Annotated in this window: 18 protein-coding genes; 3 read left to right on the top strand and 15 right to left on the bottom strand. The window is 63.4% G+C overall.

Going from position 1 to position 16474, the window contains the following annotated elements:
• The first annotated feature begins 27 nt into the window (after positions 1-27).
• Genes uvrC through Q368_RS0106800 form a run of 3 tightly spaced genes read left to right on the top strand, consistent with a single transcriptional unit; the run spans position 28 to position 2855 of the window.
• Positions 28-1905 carry an excinuclease ABC subunit UvrC gene (uvrC, locus tag Q368_RS0106810; protein ID WP_029458365.1) on the top strand — a complete coding sequence of 626 codons (1878 nt, stop codon included), beginning with the start codon at positions 28-30 and terminating at the stop codon, positions 1903-1905.
• Between the two features lie 52 nt (positions 1906-1957).
• Complete coding sequence (locus tag Q368_RS0106805) at positions 1958-2659, top strand: class I SAM-dependent methyltransferase (protein WP_029458363.1); 702 nt, start codon at positions 1958-1960, stop codon at positions 2657-2659.
• Positions 2652-2855: a YwbE family protein gene (locus Q368_RS0106800; RefSeq protein ID WP_029458361.1), complete on the top strand. Its 204-nt coding sequence runs from the start codon at positions 2652-2654 to the stop codon at positions 2853-2855. Before Q368_RS0106805 ends, Q368_RS0106800 begins: the two co-directional genes overlap by 8 nt.
• Here Q368_RS0106800 and Q368_RS0106795 read toward each other — a convergent pair whose 3' ends face one another.
• The 15 genes from Q368_RS0106795 to flhB form a co-directional block, all read right to left on the bottom strand.
• Positions 2856-3110, bottom strand: a complete 255-nt coding sequence (locus tag Q368_RS0106795) for a hypothetical protein (protein ID WP_029458360.1) — start codon at positions 3108-3110, stop codon at positions 2856-2858.
• Positions 3111-3194: 84 nt separating this feature from the next.
• Entirely contained in the window at positions 3195-3695 is a 501-nt protein-coding gene (locus Q368_RS0106790) for a DUF488 domain-containing protein (RefSeq protein ID WP_029458358.1), read from the bottom strand.
• Complete coding sequence (locus tag Q368_RS0106785) at positions 3695-4276, bottom strand: DNA-3-methyladenine glycosylase I (protein ID WP_029458357.1); 582 nt, start codon at positions 4274-4276, stop codon at positions 3695-3697. Before Q368_RS0106785 ends, Q368_RS0106790 begins: the two co-directional genes overlap by 1 nt.
• Positions 4277-4279: 3 nt before the next feature.
• A complete protein-coding gene (locus Q368_RS0106780) occupies positions 4280-5725 on the bottom strand; it encodes a menaquinone biosynthesis decarboxylase (protein WP_029458356.1) in 1446 nt (481 codons plus the stop codon).
• A gap of 430 nt (positions 5726-6155) precedes the next feature.
• Positions 6156-7055, bottom strand: a complete 900-nt coding sequence (locus Q368_RS24445; protein WP_162179632.1) for a glycosyltransferase family 2 protein — start codon at positions 7053-7055, stop codon at positions 6156-6158.
• Between the two features lie 261 nt (positions 7056-7316).
• Positions 7317-8192, bottom strand: a complete 876-nt coding sequence (locus tag Q368_RS0106775) for a hypothetical protein (RefSeq protein ID WP_029458355.1) — start codon at positions 8190-8192, stop codon at positions 7317-7319.
• A gap of 59 nt (positions 8193-8251) precedes the next feature.
• Positions 8252-8671 carry a hypothetical protein gene (locus Q368_RS0106770; RefSeq protein ID WP_029458354.1) on the bottom strand — a complete coding sequence of 140 codons (420 nt, stop codon included), beginning with the start codon at positions 8669-8671 and terminating at the stop codon, positions 8252-8254.
• A 195-nt stretch (positions 8672-8866) separates the two neighbouring features.
• Positions 8867-9181: a hypothetical protein gene (locus Q368_RS0106765; protein WP_029458352.1), complete on the bottom strand. Its 315-nt coding sequence runs from the start codon at positions 9179-9181 to the stop codon at positions 8867-8869.
• Entirely contained in the window at positions 9182-9889 is a 708-nt protein-coding gene (locus Q368_RS0106760; RefSeq protein WP_029458351.1) for a flagellar basal body-associated FliL family protein, read from the bottom strand. It abuts the gene before it with no gap.
• Between the two features lie 169 nt (positions 9890-10058).
• Positions 10059-10442 (bottom strand): chemotaxis response regulator CheY, encoded by a 384-nt coding sequence (locus Q368_RS0106755; protein ID WP_029458349.1) that lies wholly within the window; start codon positions 10440-10442, stop codon positions 10059-10061.
• A gap of 82 nt (positions 10443-10524) precedes the next feature.
• The gene (locus Q368_RS0106750; RefSeq protein ID WP_029458348.1) at positions 10525-11319 is read right to left on the bottom strand and encodes a FliA/WhiG family RNA polymerase sigma factor; all 795 of its coding nucleotides are present in this window, start codon (positions 11317-11319) and stop codon (positions 10525-10527) included.
• On the bottom strand, positions 11261-12127 hold the full coding sequence (locus Q368_RS0106745; protein ID WP_052360065.1) for a MinD/ParA family protein: 867 nt from the start codon (positions 12125-12127) through the stop codon (positions 11261-11263). The genes Q368_RS0106750 and Q368_RS0106745 overlap by 59 nt, the downstream gene beginning before the upstream one ends.
• 30 nt (positions 12128-12157) lie before the next feature.
• Positions 12158-13255 (bottom strand): flagellar biosynthesis protein FlhF, encoded by a 1098-nt coding sequence (locus Q368_RS0106740; RefSeq protein ID WP_029458346.1) that lies wholly within the window; start codon positions 13253-13255, stop codon positions 12158-12160.
• A complete protein-coding gene (flhA, locus tag Q368_RS0106735; protein WP_029458342.1) occupies positions 13245-15347 on the bottom strand; it encodes a flagellar biosynthesis protein FlhA in 2103 nt (700 codons plus the stop codon). The genes Q368_RS0106740 and flhA overlap by 11 nt, the downstream gene beginning before the upstream one ends.
• Before the next feature lie 32 nt (positions 15348-15379).
• Positions 15380-16453 (bottom strand): flagellar type III secretion system protein FlhB, encoded by a 1074-nt coding sequence (gene flhB / locus Q368_RS0106730; RefSeq protein WP_029458341.1) that lies wholly within the window; start codon positions 16451-16453, stop codon positions 15380-15382.
• Between the last annotated feature and the right edge of the window lie 21 nt (positions 16454-16474).

Below are 16474 nucleotides of genomic sequence, written 5' to 3'. Positions count from 1 at the left end.
GTCGCCGCCGGGCTATCGTGGGGGGCCATGTTCGTCTTCGAAACACAAAATTATCCAACTTCCCCGGGCGTTTATCTCATGAAAGGCCCGCGCGGGAAAATTCTCTACGTCGGCAAGGCGAAGAACCTGCGCGCCCGCCTCGGTTCCTATTTTCGCGGCGACGCCGGCCATACGGTCAAGACCGCCGCCCTGGTCGCCCGGGTGGAGGCCGTGGAGGTGCTGCTCACCGCCTCGGAAAAGGAGGCGCTGCTCCTCGAGTCGAGCCTGATCAAGAAGTACCGGCCGCGCTACAACGTGGTGCTCAAGGACGACAAGAACTATATTCTTTTCAAGCTCGACAAGCGCTCGCCCTTTCCCAGGCTCGCCTTCACCCGGCGTGTGGTGCGCGACGGCGCGGCCTATTTCGGCCCCTTCACCTCGGCCGCCGCCGCCAGGGCCACCTGGAAGGAACTCGGCCGCGTCTTTCCCCTGCGCAAGTGCGGCGACCGGGCCATGGCCAACCGCGTGCGGCCGTGCCTGTACCATTTCATCGGCCAGTGTCTGGCCCCGTGCGTCAAGGCCGTGGACGCCGAGGCATACATGGCGCTCGTGCGCCGGGTGGAGGCGTTCCTGACGGGCCGTTCGGCCGAGGTCATCAAGAACGTGGAAAAGGAGATGGCCGAGGCGGCCGAGGCGCTCGCCTTCGAGAAGGCGGCCGGGCTGCGCGATCTGCTCAAGGCCATGCGCCGCACCGTCGAGGGCCAGGCGACCGTGCTCACGCGCCTGGTCGACATGGACGTGGCCGGGTTCGCCGCCACGGCGCAGGGTGTGGGGCTTTGCATCCTGTTCGTGCGCCAGGGGCGGTTGCTTGACCGCAAGACCTTCTTTTTCCCGGGTCTGGAGGCCGGCGAGGCCGTCTGGGCGGCAGGCAGCGCGCTGACGCAGTTCTACCGGCCCGAGAGCTTCATCCCGCCCCGCGTGGTGGTGCCCGAAGCCCTGGCTCCGGAGGCCGGCGGCGATGCGGCCGGCGCGGACGAAAGTCCCGACGACGGCGGCGGCGAAGGGCAGGGCGACGCCCAGGCCCTGGCCGAGATCCTGGAGGAGCGCCGGGGCGCGGCCGTGCGCTTTGGCGCGCCGCGCGGCCGCGAGGAACGCAAGCTCCTCGCCCTGGCCGAGGTCAACGCCCGCCGGGCCGCCGAGGAGGCGGCCAAGGCTGCCGAGCGCGACGTGCTGCCTTCGCTTGCGGCCAAGTTCGGCCTGCCGCTGCTTTCGCGCATCGAGGCCGTGGACGTCTCCCACCTGGGTGGGCGCGGCGTGCGCGTGGGCCTTGTCGTCTTCGAGGACGGCGCGCCGAAAAAGCGCGATTACCGCGCCTACGCCTTCCCCGAGCTCGAAGGCACATCCGACGACTATCTGGCGCTGGCGTCCTTTGCGGCCAAACGCGCAGCCACCGGCCCTCCCTGGCCGGAGCTGCTCCTTATCGATGGTGGCAAGGGGCAGCTCGAAGCCGTCGCCCGGGCCCTCGACGCGGCCGGCGCGGGCGGGGCTTTCGCCCTGGCCGCCATTGCCAAGGGCGACACGCGCGCCCAGAACGAGATGCACGACGTGGTGCATGTGCCGGGCCGCAAGAACCCCCTGGCGCTGCGCCCGGGGTCGCCGGAGCTCCTTTTCCTGCAACGCGTGCGCGACGCGGTGCACGAATTTTCCATCGGCCGCCAGCGCCGGGCCCGCAACAAGGCCGGGCTGGCCAGCGACGTGCTGGCCAGCCCGGGCGTGGGGCCAAAGACGGCGAAGCTGTTGTGGGAAGCCTTCGGCTCGGTGGCCGCAATGAAAGCGGCCGGAGCCGCGGAGATCGCTGCCCGGACGGGACTGGGACCGAAACGTGCCGTAAGCATTGCAACGGTGTTATCGCAGTTGCCGGATTGATCTTGCGGACGTTCTGGGGCAATCTTATCCATCCCATTCCCGCGGAGTCCAAATGCCCCCGTTGCAGCAGTTTCTGGATCTGGCCGCCGCCATCGCGCCGGAACACCGTTACCGGACCGTGTACGACACGGATCTTCACGTGCTCATGCCCGGCAAGGAGCCCATCGACGCCGACACCCTCGAGGCCTTTTCCCGCATCGCGTTCACCGGGCGCACCGTTGTCGATCTCGGCTGCAATTTCGGCTTTTTCGCCTTCCAGGCCAGCCGGCGCGGCGCGGCGCACGTGCTCGGCGTGGACTGCGAACCCCGGGTGCTCGAGGGCTGCGAACTGCTCAAGCGCCATTTCGGCCTGCCGCACGTCTCCTTCGAACGCCACGATCTCGATGACGCCGCATCCCCTCTGCTGGCGCGGCGCTTCGATATCGCCATGCTCGTGGAATTTATCGGCAAGACGTTCGTCGCCGAAAATCGCGTCGCCTCGGCGTTGGCGTTTCTGGAACGCCTCTCGAACCGTGAGTTGATTCTTTCGGTGCAGAAGATCTACTGGATCAGGAAGGAGCTCGGCACGACGCCGCGGCGGATGCGGGAGAGGTACGCGCCGCGGTACGTGGACGGCGGCGATTTTCTGCTGCTTGACTACGTGCGCGATTTCTTCGCCCCGCGCTGGCGCATGGAGGCGCTTTCGCCCATGGCCGAAGGCTACGAGAAGCCGCGCAAATTCCTGCGCTTCACGCCGGAGCACAGCCATGCCTGACGGTACGGTGCGCGCCGACATCCGCCCTGGGCTGCGTGTGGCCATCGTGCTCAAAAAGGACCAGCGCACGGGCGCGCTCACCCATGGCGTGGTCAAGGACATCCTGACCAAGGCGCCGCGCCATTCGCGCGGCATCAAGGTGCGCCTGGCCGACGGGCAGATCGGCCGGGTCAGGGAAATCGAGGGCGGGGCGTGATCACTCGGCCTTCCACAGGGTCTGCACGGGCGTGAAGTAGGCGTCGAGGGCGGGGCTCACTTCCACGGCCACTTCCTCGTCCCCGCGCCGCACCCGGATGTTGTCTTCCGGGACAAGGCCCGCCTCGACGGCGATGCCGCGCCAGCGTTCCACATCCTCGGCCACGAGTTCCTCGAATGCCGGCTCGGGCCGGCAGGGCCGGCAAAAACTCGAGACTTCCACCCACGTCGCGTCAGCTTCCTCGGGTTGGCCCATGCCTCCCGTCCTCCCTTCCGCACGCCACGCGCCCAGGAGCGCATGGCCGACGGTCTTTTTCGTTGCAGTCGTGCCCGTGCCGCGTCAGCGCGGCTCCTTGTCGCCGGTAAGGCAGGCCTGGACGAAGTCGGTCCAGGCCGCGGTATGGGGCTCCAGTCGGCCGTCGCCCCGGATATGGACCACTTTCGCGCCCCGGGCGAGCAGCGCCGGGGCGATGCGGTTGGCCCGATGGCAGTTGCGCGGGTCTTCCTCGGCGCAAAAAAGCGCCAGCCGCCGGGCCTGCCGCCAGGCGTCCATGATCCGGTCCACGCCCCGGGCGAAGGAAACCGCGTCCTCGATGCCGCGTCCCGGTGTCAGGCCGCCCAGGTCCCGGCCGAGGAAAAGGTAGCCCACGCCCCAGGAACGCAAGGCCCCTGCCAGGGCGTCCTTGGAAAAGTGCGGCTGGTAACGCGAAACAGGGTGGCTGCGTACGTCCACCAGCATGTTGACGCCCTGGCAGGCGAGCAGGCTCAGGAACGCCACGCGCTCGAGACTGCCGTGGCCGATGGTGTAGATCGGCCCGCGCGCCAGGGGTTCGCGGAACACTACCGCGCCCCGGCGAGCTCCCGGAAGCGGAAGCAGCCCTGCAAGTGGTCGTTGACGAGCCCCGCCGCCTGCATGAAGGCGTAGGCGATGGTCGGGCCGACGAAGCCGAAGCCGCGGGATTTCAGGTCGCGGCTGAGCGTCTCGGCCAGGGGCGTGGTCGGCGGCACCTCGCCCAGGGCGGCGAAATTGCCGACAATGGGGGTCCCGTCCACGAAGCGCCAGAGATAGGCGTCGAAGGAGCCGAAGGCTTCCCGCACGGCCAGAAACGCCTTGGCATTGGCCACCGAAGCCGCGATCTTGGCGCGGTTTCGCACGATGCGCGCGTCCGCGGCCAGGGCGGCCAGCTTGTCCGGGCCGTACCCGGCAACGACCTCGGGAACGAAGCCGTCGTAGGCCGCGCGGTAGCCCTCGCGGCGCTTGAGGATGGTGTACCAGGACAGCCCCGCCTGCGCGCCTTCGAGGAGGAGCAGCTCGAAAAGCGCCCGGTCGTCGTGCAGCGGCACGCCCCATTCCGCGTCGTGGTAGTGCACGTACAGCGGATCGCTCCCGCACCAGGGACAGCGCACGGGTTCGGCGGACATGGTTTACAGTCCCAGCTCGCCCCACAGGGCGTCGATGCGGGCCTTGACGTCCGCGGACATGGTCAGGGAGTCGGGCCAGTCGCGCATGTGGCCGTCCTCGGGACCCTTTTTCGTGGCGTCGATGCCCATCTTGCCGCCGTAGCAGGGCAGGGGCGCGGCATGGTCGAGCACGTCGAGGGGGCCGTCCACGATGACCACGTCGCGGCGGGGATCGACGTTGTTGCCGAGCCGCCACAGCACCTCGGCCGTGTTGTGCACGTTGACGTTCGCGTCCACGACCACGATGAACTTGGTGAACATCATCTGCCCGAGGCCCCAGATGGCGTACATGATCTTGCGCGTGTGTCCGGGATAGCGTTTGTCGATGGAGACGAAGCAGAAGTTGTGGAAGACGCCTTCGAGCGGCAGGCTCATGTCCACGACTTCGGGCAGCTGCTTCTTGATCAGCGGCAGGAACAGGCGCTCGGTGGCCTTGCCGATGTAGCTGTCCTCCATGGGCGGCGGCCCGACCAGGGTGGCCGGATAGATGGCGTCGCTGCGGTGGGTCAGCGCGGTCACGTGAAAGACCGGGTAGTCGTCGGCCAGGGAATAGTAGCCCGTGTGGTCGCCGAAGGGGCCTTCCCAGCGCAGTTCGCCGGGCTCCACGTAGCCTTCGAGCACGAACTGGCTGGACGCCGGCACCTCGAGGTCCACGGTCTTGCAGCGCACGAGCTCGACCGGAGCCTGGCGCAGGAAGCCGGCGAAAAGGAATTCGTCGATGTCGTCGGGCAGGGGGGCGGTTGCGGCATAGGTGCAGGCCGGGTCCGGCCCCAGGGCCACGGCCACGGGCAGGCGTTCGCCGGATTTTTTCGACAGCGCATGGTGGTGTGCGCCGCCCTTGTGGCGGTGCCAGTGCATGCCGGTGGTGTTCTTGTCGTAGACCTGCATGCGGTACATGCCCACATTGCGCTTGCCCGTGACCGGGTCCTTGGTGATGACTACGGGCAGGGTGATGAAAGGCCCGGCGTCGCCGGGCCAGGTGGTCAACACGGGCAGGATGGAGAGGTCCACGGCGTCGCCGGTCAGCACCACGTCCTGACAGCGGCCGGTCGATACGGTCTTGGGAAAGATGCCGGCCATCTTGGCGAGCTTGGGCAGCAGTTTGAGCTTGTCGATGAGGCCTTCCGGCTTTTCCATCTCGAGCACGGCGTCAATGCGCCGGCCGAGCGCGTCGAGGTCGTCGCACTCGAGCGCGAGGTGCATGCGCGGGTAGGAGCCGTACATGTTGGTGAGCACGGGAAAGCGTGCGTCCTTGGGCTTTTCGAAGAGAAGCGCCGGCCCCACGGCCTTGGAGACCCGGTCCGTGACTTCGGCGATCTCCAGGTAGGGGGCAAGGGGAGCGGCAATGCGTTTCAGTTCCCCTTTCTTCTCCAGCAGCTTCAAAAAATCCTGCAAGTCCTTGTATGCCATCGAGAATGCTCCAGAGCTGTCGGTCTTGGTCCGGCACAGGCCGATCCGAATCATTATACCCGAAGCCGCAGCCCCGTAAAGGGCCGGGTCGTGGCGGCCAGCAGCCGGGAACGGATCGCGTTGATGAAGGAATGATGAGCCTTCGATATAGTATGTCTCGAAAAAAAACCAGACACCATTGTATTGTTGAAGAAGTGCAATACGATATGACTGTTGGCAAGTACGGCTGCCAATGCTCTGTGGATAAATAGATTAAGGAGTGTGCCGGTATCGATACAGATGCGCGGCAAGACAAGCATGAGCGCATAGCCTATCTCTCTTGTGGACACAAGAGAGTGACACAAAATAGATAACGGTTTGGTAATAACGCAGTGACTTCATAAAAGCGTGTAAGGGCAATAATAAATAAAAAAATACTCTTCAATGGAGACTAGATGCTTGTATCGCTTTGGTCAAAAAAATAAAGTTTTCTGTTTCTTGATGCCTCGTCGAGGTAAATGCGTCTTTTTGGCATAGAATAATATCCCTTATTGTAATAGTTCTCAATAAACATTTCTTTAAACGCTGTTCTGTAAAGCGGGTGTATGTGTTCAAAGAAATTAATAATTGAAGAAAACACCTTTCCTTCTTCGCTTGTCCAGGTTCTAATGCTGTCTACATGATTGAGAAAGAACATTTCATCTTTTAATGAAACTTTTATGATAGAACATGATGCGGTTTCGCAATACTTATTTGCGAGCCATTCGAGGGGGCCTCCGATATAAGAATGATATGTTCCTCTAAATTTTTTTGTGTTGTTTATGTCAAGTATATTGTTTTTAACAACAAGCCCACAATACCAAGGAATCGATTTGAAGCTATCTTTAAAGTATTCAACAGGAGAGGAGTAAAAAACTATTTTGTCATTTTCAGGACCGCATCTTGTTATTACTTTGAATACTTCGTCAATATAATTATACGTAGCAAAGTTGAATTGGATAAAATCAGGCTCGTGCTGATTGATGATTGCTTTGATATTTCTTATGACATTAGTGTCAATACGATCGTCGTCGGCGAGGAGAATAGTGTAATCATTTGGCATTTCAGAAAAAGTTGTTACTACGGATTCAAAGTTATGGTCAAAACTGTGACCTATCGAGTTTCGATGATAGAATATCCTTCTGTTGGATGCGCAAATCGAAGCCATGTAACAAAGCGTGTTGTCCGTTGAACCATTGTCAAATACAAATATTTCAACATCGCTTTCAAGTCGGTCTAGTGAAGAAATCAATTTTGATAAGTAGTTAAATCTATTGTATGTTGTTATTGCTATACGGATTTTATGTGCCAAAATAGCCTCCGCAAATGTGAAATGTTTTTCTCGCCAAGATGTGTAGGCGGTATTGTGTCTCGTATGAAGAGAGAACTCTGCCGACTTATCTTAATTCTCTCTTTCGTAGTGAGAACAGTCTCTGCTGGTGTGTCAGGAAATGCTTCATACTAGAAAAATGATCACGTTATCCGAACCGTTAAACAATAAAGACAAGTCACGTGAGCTCGCTGGATACCCGCAGCCCTCGGCAATCCCCAGTGCCACGGCCCAGCTAAGAGTTTATACCCGAAGCCGCAGCCCCGTAAAGGGCCGGGCCGTGGCGGCCAGCAGCCGGGCCAGGAAGCCCGAGGCGAGCTCCGTGGGCAGCGGCCCCACGCCCTGGCAGGCCGGGGCGAGCGTCGCCCGGCCGAAGCGGACAGCGCCGAGGCCGGGGAGAAGCGCCTCGGCTTGCTCGCGGCGGTCGCACAGCAGCCGGTACAGCACCTGCCCGGGCCGCACGGAATCGATCGCGGCCACGAGCCCCGCTTCCTCCAGCCTGCCGCAGGCCCGCAGCGACCAGCCAGGGCCGCCGTCTTCGGGGCGCAGGCGTACGCATAAAAGCTCGGATTGGGCCAGCCCGGGAAACATCCAGGGGACGTAATGCGCCGTGCCTGCGTTTTGCGGCAGGAAGCCCCGGGCTTGGGCCAGGAGGTGGCGCGCGGCCGCGTAATCCTCCCCGGCCGCGGCATCTGCGGCGAGAAAGGCGGCAAAGGCGCGGCGCGCGGCGGTCAGGTCCAGGGGCGGCGGCGCGGGCGGGGAAAACCGGGCCAAACGGCGCTCGAAGCGGGAACGGGCTTCGGTCAGGGCGGCCAGAAGCAGGGCCGGGTCCGTGCCGGCCGTGGGCGGCGGCGTGATGTCCTTGAGCACGAGGTCCGGCTCCAGGCGCTCGATGCGAAAGACGAGCTCCCGGCCGGCGACGGGCTCGTGGTCGAGGCTGGCGAGCAGCTTGTGGCCGGCGACGACGATCCAGTAAAGCCCGTCCGGCCCCGGCGCAACCAGCCGGCCGCGCACGATCTGGCCGGGCCGCCGGCCGCGCCGGAAGGCCTCGGGATCGGAACGGTCCCTGCCTTCGCCTGGCGTTTGCGCGCCGCCGCCTCCCTGACCGGATATCCGCATGTTGCCTGTCCGCTACGCTCCGGGAAGTTCCGGGAAAAAGTGTCGCGCTCGGGCGTGCGTCAGCCCTTGTTCTGGGCGAGGATGAGCTCCACCTCGTCCAGGGACAGCCCCGTGGCCTTGGCCAGGGCGAGGGGGCTTTGGCCGCGCCGGGAACCGTTGACGATGATCTGGCGCAGGAAATCCGGAGACCGGCTGAATTCCTGGGCTTTCTTGACGAGCTTTTCCAGTTCCGCCCGCCGCTGCTCGAGCTTTTGGTCCAGTTCGGCCAGTTCGGCCTGCCGACGCGTGAAGCTGCCCACGAGCTCCTGCTCGAGCTTGGCGTTGAAGTCGAGTTTGTTAAGCAGCGCGTCCTGATTTTTTTGGAGCTTGGAGAGCAGGTCCTCGGAGCGGCGCAGGCGCGAGAAAAAGAGCACCACAAGCAGCAGGAGCGCGAGTTCGCACACGGTGAGGAAGATGACGAGGAGGGAATAGCCGTTCATGTTGGATGCCCGCAGCATACGCCGTCCGGGCGTGCCAAGGCAAGAGCGGCGATGGTCTTGCCGCTTGCGACGGGAGTTCCAAAAAGCCGACGCGGAAAAGAGAACGATGCGTTGTAGTTTTTTAACGGAGTCCAGAGGGCGCAGCCCTTTGGACTCCGGAAGCGCCCCTCCTCCCCATTTCCCGCCGGGCCCGTTTCAAATCTTGCGATCGATGATGTGTCCGGCAAAGGGCGAAGGGTTGCTGGCCTGCGTTTCCTCGGGTTCGGGGGCCGCGCGGCGACGGCGTTGCTGCCGCTGTTGGCCCGGGGACTGTCGTTCCCGCTGGTCGCCGACGGACTCCATGGCGTCCTGCTGCTCGATGCGCTGAGGCTGCTTGGCCTGGTCGGCCAGGAGCTGGCGGGCCATCTCCTGGGAGGCGGCCAGGGCGGCCTCGGGCTGGACGAGCTCGGCGTGCGCCACGTTTTGCACGTAGGGCATCGTCTGGAAGATGGTGGTCAAATCGATGGACATCTACTTCACCAGGTAGTCCTCGATAAGCAGGTTATCCAACGGTTGTGCCCCGACAAACTGGTTGATCACGGACAGGACGTCTTTTTTCAGCGCCTCGGCATTGTTCTTATCGGTCAGAAAGGCCAGATTCTTATTCTTGAGATAATAATACACGGCGTCGCGCACGACAATGCGGTTGCGCTTGAATTCGAGTTCCACGGCCGGCTCCTGGGTCACGGCCGTGAAGCGGATGGTCAGGAAGCGGGTGCGGCCGCCCGCGTCGGTCAGCTCCACGAGGAACGGCTCCATGGGCATGACGATTTCCCGTTTGGGCGCGGGCGGTTCCGGGGGCGGCGGCGTCGGGGCGACGGGCGGCGGCGGGGCCTCTTCGGCCGGTGCGGGCGACTCCGGGGGCGGCGGGGGGGGGGGTGGTTTTTTCAGGAACAGGAAATAGGCGGCGACGCCGGCGACGAGGACAAGCGCCACGGCGCCGATGAGGATGAACAGTTTTTTGCGGGAGGGCTTGGCCGGGGCTTCGGGTTCATCGAAGGGACTGGCGGCGGATGCATCGGCCGGCGGCGGGGCTTCCTCTTCTGCCTCGTCCTCGAGAAACGGCGCGTCGTCAAGGTCGAGATCGACCTTTTGCAGGGCCTTGGGCAGGTCATCGGACAGCTCGCTGTCGTCAAGCTTGGCCTTGACCTGGGAATCGAGACTGTCGTCGGCGACCATGGAACCCTCGTAACGGACGCCGGGAAAGATCTTGTCCCGGCCGCGCCGCAGGGAGGCGGCGACGCGTTACGGTTGCGTGAAAAAGCGGAGAAACGACGCCGGACGGCGTGGCGGCGGCGTCGTGCCGTCCGGCCGCCCCGACGTCCGGGGTGCGGCCCCGGGCGGCCGGCTATTTGTCGAAAATCTTGTCGATCTTCTGGCCCAGCGTCTCGGCCGTGAACGGCTTGACGATGTAGTTGGACACCTTGGCCTGGACGGCCTCGATAATGTTTTCCTGTTGCGCTTCCGCCGTGACCATGAGGAAGGGGAGCGTGGCGAACTCCTCGCTGGAACGGACTTTGCGCAGCAGTTCGATGCCAGGCATGTTCGGCATGTTCCAGTCGGAGATGATGAAGTCGATCTTGTCCTTGTTGAGCGTTTCCCAGGCGGTGCTGCCGTCGTCGGCCTCGATGATATTGTTGAAGCCCAGTTGCCTGAGGATATTTTTTATGATCCTGCGCATGGTGGAAAAGTCGTCGACGACCAGGATGCGCATTTCCTTGTTGGCGGCCATGGCTCTTCTCCTGTTGTTCCAATGTGCGCGTCAGCCTGCGCGCCTGGGTCGTGCGTTCTGGTGTCCCCGGCGGCCGCGCGCATCAGTGCTGTTCGATATTGAACTGGGCTTTGAATTTCTGCCGCAGCCGGGACAAGGCCTGGGAATGCAGCTGTGATACGCGTCCCTCGGTGATGCCCATGACCTCGGATGTCTCCCGCATGTTCAGTTCCTCACCGTAATAGAGCGACAATACCAGCTTTTCCCGGGGAGTCAAATCGTCGATGAGGGAGGCGAGCTTGTCGACCAGCTCCTTGAATTCGGCCGATTTGTAGGGCTCGTTTTCCAGCTGGTTCTTCTGATAGGAGGAAATGTTTTCGGTGATGGCGTCGAGGCTCAGGCACAGCTGGTTCTGGAGCGCCTCCAGGCCTTGGGACACTTCGCGCTCGGTGAGCCCCGTGGCTTCGGCCAGCTGTTCCAGGGTGGCGGGCTTGCCCGAGTCGCCCTCGATGCGGCGCGAGGCCTCCTCGAGCGTGCGCACCCGATGGCGCTGGCCGCGGGAGAACCAGTCCATGCGTCGCAGGTCGTCGAGCATGGCACCCTTGATGCGCGACTCGGCATAGGTCTCGAACTTGATGCCGAGCTCGGGACGAAAACGCCCCAACGCCTCGAGCAGCCCCATGGCTCCGGCGCTCAGGAGCTCCCCGAGTTCCACGGACTGCGGCAGCTTGGCCTTGAGCCGGCTGGCCACGATTTTGATCTTGGGCGAGTAATGACGCACGATCTCCTGCCGATCGCGCGCGTCGAACTCCTCCCACCGCGAGGCGCCGGACTCGAGCCTAAGCCAGGGGCTGTTCCTGGAAGAGGAGCTTTTTCCAGAAGAATTTGATGTTTCCATCGAGCTTGGCGTCCACGTCCCAGGAGTCGATCGTTTGGGCCAGCTCCATGAGCTTTTTGCTGGCCGGAGCCTCTGGCGAAAGGAAGCAGAAGGGTTTTTGGCGGATGACCGCGTTTTTCACCGCAGGATCGGCCGGCACGACGCCCGTGAAGTCGAGCGAGATGCCCGACAGGAAATGGTCGCAGGCCGTCGCGAGCTTCTCATAGACCGCCTTGGCAGCCTTGAGGCTCGGGGCCATGTTGACCACCACCCGGAAGCGGTGCACGTCGTGCTGCATGTGCATGACCTTGATCAACGCATAGGCGTCGGTCAGGGACGTGGGCTCGGTGGTGAGCACGAGCAGCCGTTCCCGCGCCGCCAGGTTGAAATAAATCACATTGTCGTTGATTCCGGCCCCGGTGTCCACAATCAAATAATTGATGCGCCCTTCCAGGTAGTCCATGGCCTCGAGCAGGTCGAGCTTCTGGCCCGTGGACAGCGCCAGCATGTCGCTGACCCCGGAGGAGGCCGGCAGGATGGAGAAGCCGAAGGGCGTTTCCATGAGCACCTGTTTGAGGTCCACACCTTCGTGGAACAGGTGGAACAGGTTCATCTTGGGGGTGAGCCCGAGCAGGATGTCCACGTTGGCAAGCCCGAGGTCGGCGTCGAGCAGCACCACCTTGCGCCCCAGGCGGGACAGGCAATAGGCCAGGTTGACCGAGAGGTTTGTCTTGCCCACGCCGCCTTTTCCCGAGGTGACGGAGAGCACCTGGGGGATTTCCGTCACGGGGCGGGCGGTTGCGGGCGTATCGGCGAAACGGCTTGTCATGGTCGTCCTTGGGCTCCGGCGTCGGGCGCGCTATTCGCCGGGCAACTGGTGTTTGAAGAGCAGTTTCCAAACAGCCTTGCCCGAGGCCGGCGTCATGCCCTGGGTCAGCTCCGGCCCGTGGGCCAGGGCCGAGACGGGCAGGGACGAGGCGTGCGCCATAGTGACAAGGCTTCCGTAATTACAGGCTTCGTCGAGCTTCGTCCAGATCAGACTGGAAAGCGCGGGACAGCGGTACACCCGCAGGTAATGCTCCATCTGCGCAGGGGCGAAAAGGGGCGAGAGCACGAGGTGGACGCGAAGGCCGGGACCGGCGGCCAGCCCCATGGACGCGCACCAGGCCTCCATGGCCCCTTCGCCGCGAAGGCTCGGCGTGTCCACGAACACCACGCTCCCGGAGGCGGCTTCGTCAAGAATCCGGCGGAAATCCCCGGGCCCGTCGGCCTCGGCGTATTCGAGGCCCGAGAGCGCGGCGTAGTGGCGCAGGAGCATTCTCCCTTTGGCCCGGCCGCCGTCGGCGTTGACGACGATCACGCGCCCTTCCGGCGTGGCGGCGCGCGCCTCGAGGGCCAGGCGCAGCAGGACCGAGGTCTTGCCCACGCCGCTCGGGCCGGCGAACAGATGGACGGTGTGCGGCCAGTCCGCGGATGTCAGGGGTTTGACGCGCACGATGCGCGAGAGCGCCGGAATGACCGTGTCCTCGCCGCGCTCCACGATGGAGCGGTACAGTGCCAGTACCGAGGCCTCGTCCACACCCTCGCGCTCCAGGTATTCGAGCGCCAGGCGCTGGCGCGGGGACAGGGCGGAAAAATCCATGCGCGGGCGCAAAAGCGCCAGCAGGTGCCCCTTGATCTCGCCCCATTCCCGGTTCCAGTCGCCGGGCTGGGGCGCGGCGGGCCGGGCGGACGCCGCGGCCGGCGCGCTGCCGTTGCCGCCGGCCGGGCGCTTCGCCGCGCCGTTCGGCTGCGGCGGCGTGTCGGGCTGCTCCAGGGCGGCCATGACCTCGCACAGCGACCGGCCGTCTTCGCGGACGCTCTGGCTGCCGAGGATCACGGCCTCTTTTCCGAGCTCCTGGCGGATCTGGCCGAGGCAGGCCGCCATGGACTCGCCGCGAAAGGTCTTAACCCGCATTGCTCAGTCCTATGTTGGCGACGGATTGCAGTTTGATCTCGGCCGGGATCTCGGCCTGGGAGATGACCGGCAGATTGGGGATGAACCGGGCCAGGAGCTGGGCCAGGTGCGGCCGCACGAGCGGGGTGGTCAGCAGCACCGGCTGGCCGTCGCTCAAAAGCGCCTTGTCCATGGCCCGCTGGATGGCCTGGATGATGCGCTGGGCCAGGCCCGGCTCCATGGCCAGGTAGGCTCCGTGGTCGGTCTGGCGCACGCTTTCCTGGATCGCCCCTTCGATCTTCGGCGTGAGGTTCAAAATAGGCAGCGCCCCGTCGGCCGTGAGGTAGGGCTTGACGATGGTGCGGCCCATGCGGGAGCGCACGTATTCGGTCAGCTGGTCGGGATCCTTCACCGAGGCCCCGTAGTCGGCCATGGTCTCGGCCACGGTCAGCAGGTCGCGGATGGACACGCCTTCCTTGACGAGGTTTTGCAGGACCTTCTGCACGCCGCCGAGCGTCATCGCGCCGGGCACAAGGTCTTCCACGGCCTTGGGCGCGCGCTTGGCCAGGTTGTCGAGCAGGGCCTGCACTTCCTGGCGGCCCAGGAACTCGTGCAGGTGGCGCTTGAAGACTTCCGTCAGGTGCGTGGCGATGACCGTCGCCGGATCGACCACGGTGTAGCCGGCGAGCATGGCCTCGTCCTTTTGCAGCTCCGGCACCCACAGGGCGGGCAGGTTGAAGGCGGGCTCGCGGGTTTCCACGCCCTTGATGCGGTGCTTGGCGTCGCCGGGGTCCATGGCCAGATAGTGGTCGATGAGGATTTCCGCCGAGGCCACCTCGTTGCCCTTGATGAGCACCACGTACTGGCCCGGGCGCAACTGGAGGTTGTCGCGCAGGTGCAGGGAGGGGATGACCACGCCCATGTCCAGGGCGAACTGGCGGCGGATGGAGCGGATGCGCGAAAGCAGGTTGCCGTTTTGCTCCTCGTCCACGAGCGGGATGAGGCCGTAGCCCACCTCGAGTTCCAGGGCGTCCAGCGGCAGCAGGGTCTGGACCTCTTCCGGCGTTTCCAGCTCCGGCGCGGGCTTTTTGTCCTTGGCCTCGCCTTCGGCCGCGAGCAGTTCCTGCTGTCTGGCCGACAAGCGGCTGACCACGAACAACAGGGCGGCCATGACCAGGAAGGGCAGGGTCGGCAGGCCCGGCACCAGGCCGAACAGGAGCAGCATGCCCGACACCAGGCGCAGCGCCCGGGGGTGGAAGGTCAGCTGGGCCAGGAATTCCTCGCCCATCTTGGCCTCGGCCGCGGCCCGGGACACGATCATGCCCGCGGACGTGGAGATGATGATCGAGGGGATGATGGAAACCAGGCCGTCGCCGATGGTCAGCAGGGTGTAGGTCTGGGCGGCGTCCTTCCAGTCCATGCCCTTTTGCATGACCCCGATCAGGAAGCCGCCGAGGATGTTGATGGCGGTGATGATGATGGTGGCGGTGACGTCGCCGGAAACGAACTTGCCCGCGCCGTCCATGGCGCCGTAGAAGTCGGCTTCCTTGCGGATGGTCTCGCGGCGTTCCGTGGCCTGCTTCTCGTTGATGAGCCCGGCGTTCAAGTCCGCTTCGATGGCCATCTGCTTGCCCGGCATGGCGTCGAGGGTGAAGCGTGCGGCCACTTCGGCGATGCGGGTGGTGCCGGCCACGATGACTTTTTTGTTGATGGCGAAGAGCACGAGGAAGATGACGCAGCCGACGACGTAGTTGCCGCCGACGACGAACTGGCCGAAGGCCTGGATCACGTGGCCGGCGGCCGAGGGGCCTTCGTCGCCGTGCAGCAGGATCAGGCGGGTCGATGCCACGTTCATGGACAGGCGCAGCATGGTGGTGACGAGCAGCAGGGACGGGTAGATGGAGAATTCCAGCGGCGAACTCATGAACATGCTGGTGATGAGCACCACGAGGCTGATGGAAATGGAGAAGGTGAGCATCAGGTCGATGAACGCCGACGGGATGGGCACGAGCATCACGAACAGGATGACGACCACGCCGGCGGCCAGCATGATGTCGCCCTGCTTGGTGAACTGCTCGTAGTTGAATTTGACCGGATCCGCTTGCTTCGCCATGATTTTGACGCCCTTTCCCGGGGGCCGCCCGATCAGCGGGGTCGTCCGGGACGCTTGAACTTGTCGAGTTGGGCCAGGATCGAAGCCACCGCCTGGTAGAGGTCCTCGGGGATGACCTGGCCGATTTCCACCTGCTTATACAAGGCCTGTGCCAGTGGCTTGTTCTCACGGATGGGAATGCGGTTCTCGCGAGCGATTTCCTTGATCTTCTCGGCCAGGTGGTCGGCGCCCTTGGCCAGCAGCATCGGTGCCGGCGTCTCCTTGGGATCGTAGCGCAGGGCGCAGGCGAAGTGGGTCGGGTTGGTGATGACCACGTCGGCCTTGGGCACGTCCTGGAGCATGCGCCGCTGCATGACCTCCATCATCTTTTGCTTCTGCTTGTTCTTGATGACGGGGTCGCCCAAGGCCTGCTTCGTTTCGTCCTTGATCTCATCCTTGCTCATCTTGAGGTTCTCTTCGTAATCCCAGCGCGTATACCACACGTCGATGATCGCGATGAGCAGCATGGGCCCAAGGGTATAAAGAACAAGTGTGAAACCATTTTCCAGAATAAATGCGATGAATGCATCGGTCGGTTGATAAAAAAGAGGGAGGAATTCATTGAACTTATTTTTCAAAATGAGGTATGGGGCAACGGCAATGGCGGCAGCCATCGCCACCTGCTTGCCGAGTTGTAACAGTGTTCTCGGGTTTATCAGGAGTTTTTGCACGGCTCCCATGGGATTGAACAGTTTACTGAAGTCAGGACTGAAGAGTTGGGAATGCCAGATCTTGCCGACCTGCAACCTCTGGGTGATGTAGGCGACGATAGCCATGACGACAAGCAGCGGCAGGAGCATCATGGCGAGTTTTCCGGACAGCATCCACAGCAGCGCGGTCACTCCGTCGGGTGTGGCTTCGAAGCGCAGATTCTGGCCCAGAAAGGTGATGAATACGCTCTTGAGATCGTCGCCGAGGTCGCCGATGAGGATACGCAGGACGAACAGCCCGGTCATGAGCACGGTCAGTTTGGGCAGTTCCTGGCTGCGGGGCACCGACCCCTTTTCGCGCGCCTTGTCGCGGCGTTTCGGGGTGGCTTTTTCTGTTTTACTCGGGTCTCTGGCCATGGCAGCCGTCCCTTTCCGGCG

The sequence above is a fragment of the Solidesulfovibrio alcoholivorans DSM 5433 genome (genome assembly GCF_000702665.1).
Lineage (GTDB): Bacteria > Desulfobacterota > Desulfovibrionia > Desulfovibrionales > Desulfovibrionaceae > Solidesulfovibrio > Solidesulfovibrio alcoholivorans.
The sequence above is the reverse complement of the archived record's forward strand: the minus strand, read 5'-3'. Positions and strand labels throughout refer to the sequence as shown.

Coding starts and splice junctions, on each gene's coding strand:
- Q368_RS0106780 (WP_029458356.1), bottom strand. CDS start 5,725: ATGGCATACAAGGACTTGCAGGATTTTTTGAAGCTGCTGGAGAAGAAA.
- Q368_RS0106770 (WP_029458354.1), bottom strand. CDS start 8,671: ATGAACGGCTATTCCCTCCTCGTCATCTTCCTCACCGTGTGCGAACTC.
- flhB (WP_029458341.1), bottom strand. CDS start 16,453: ATGGCCAGAGACCCGAGTAAAACAGAAAAAGCCACCCCGAAACGCCGC.
- Q368_RS0106755 (WP_029458349.1), bottom strand. CDS start 10,442: ATGGCCGCCAACAAGGAAATGCGCATCCTGGTCGTCGACGACTTTTCC.
- Q368_RS0106775 (WP_029458355.1), bottom strand. CDS start 8,192: ATGCGGATATCCGGTCAGGGAGGCGGCGGCGCGCAAACGCCAGGCGAA.
- Q368_RS0106795 (WP_029458360.1), bottom strand. CDS start 3,110: ATGGGCCAACCCGAGGAAGCTGACGCGACGTGGGTGGAAGTCTCGAGT.
- Q368_RS0106805 (WP_029458363.1), top strand. CDS start 1,958: ATGCCCCCGTTGCAGCAGTTTCTGGATCTGGCCGCCGCCATCGCGCCG.
- Q368_RS0106745 (WP_052360065.1), bottom strand. CDS start 12,127: ATGACAAGCCGTTTCGCCGATACGCCCGCAACCGCCCGCCCCGTGACG.
- Q368_RS0106740 (WP_029458346.1), bottom strand. CDS start 13,255: ATGCGGGTTAAGACCTTTCGCGGCGAGTCCATGGCGGCCTGCCTCGGC.
- flhA (WP_029458342.1), bottom strand. CDS start 15,347: ATGGCGAAGCAAGCGGATCCGGTCAAATTCAACTACGAGCAGTTCACC.
- uvrC (WP_029458365.1), top strand. CDS start 28: ATGTTCGTCTTCGAAACACAAAATTATCCAACTTCCCCGGGCGTTTAT.
- Q368_RS0106750 (WP_029458348.1), bottom strand. CDS start 11,319: ATGGAAACATCAAATTCTTCTGGAAAAAGCTCCTCTTCCAGGAACAGC.
- Q368_RS0106785 (WP_029458357.1), bottom strand. CDS start 4,276: ATGTCCGCCGAACCCGTGCGCTGTCCCTGGTGCGGGAGCGATCCGCTG.
- Q368_RS0106765 (WP_029458352.1), bottom strand. CDS start 9,181: ATGTCCATCGATTTGACCACCATCTTCCAGACGATGCCCTACGTGCAA.
- Q368_RS0106800 (WP_029458361.1), top strand. CDS start 2,652: ATGCCTGACGGTACGGTGCGCGCCGACATCCGCCCTGGGCTGCGTGTG.
- Q368_RS0106760 (WP_029458351.1), bottom strand. CDS start 9,889: ATGGTCGCCGACGACAGTCTCGATTCCCAGGTCAAGGCCAAGCTTGAC.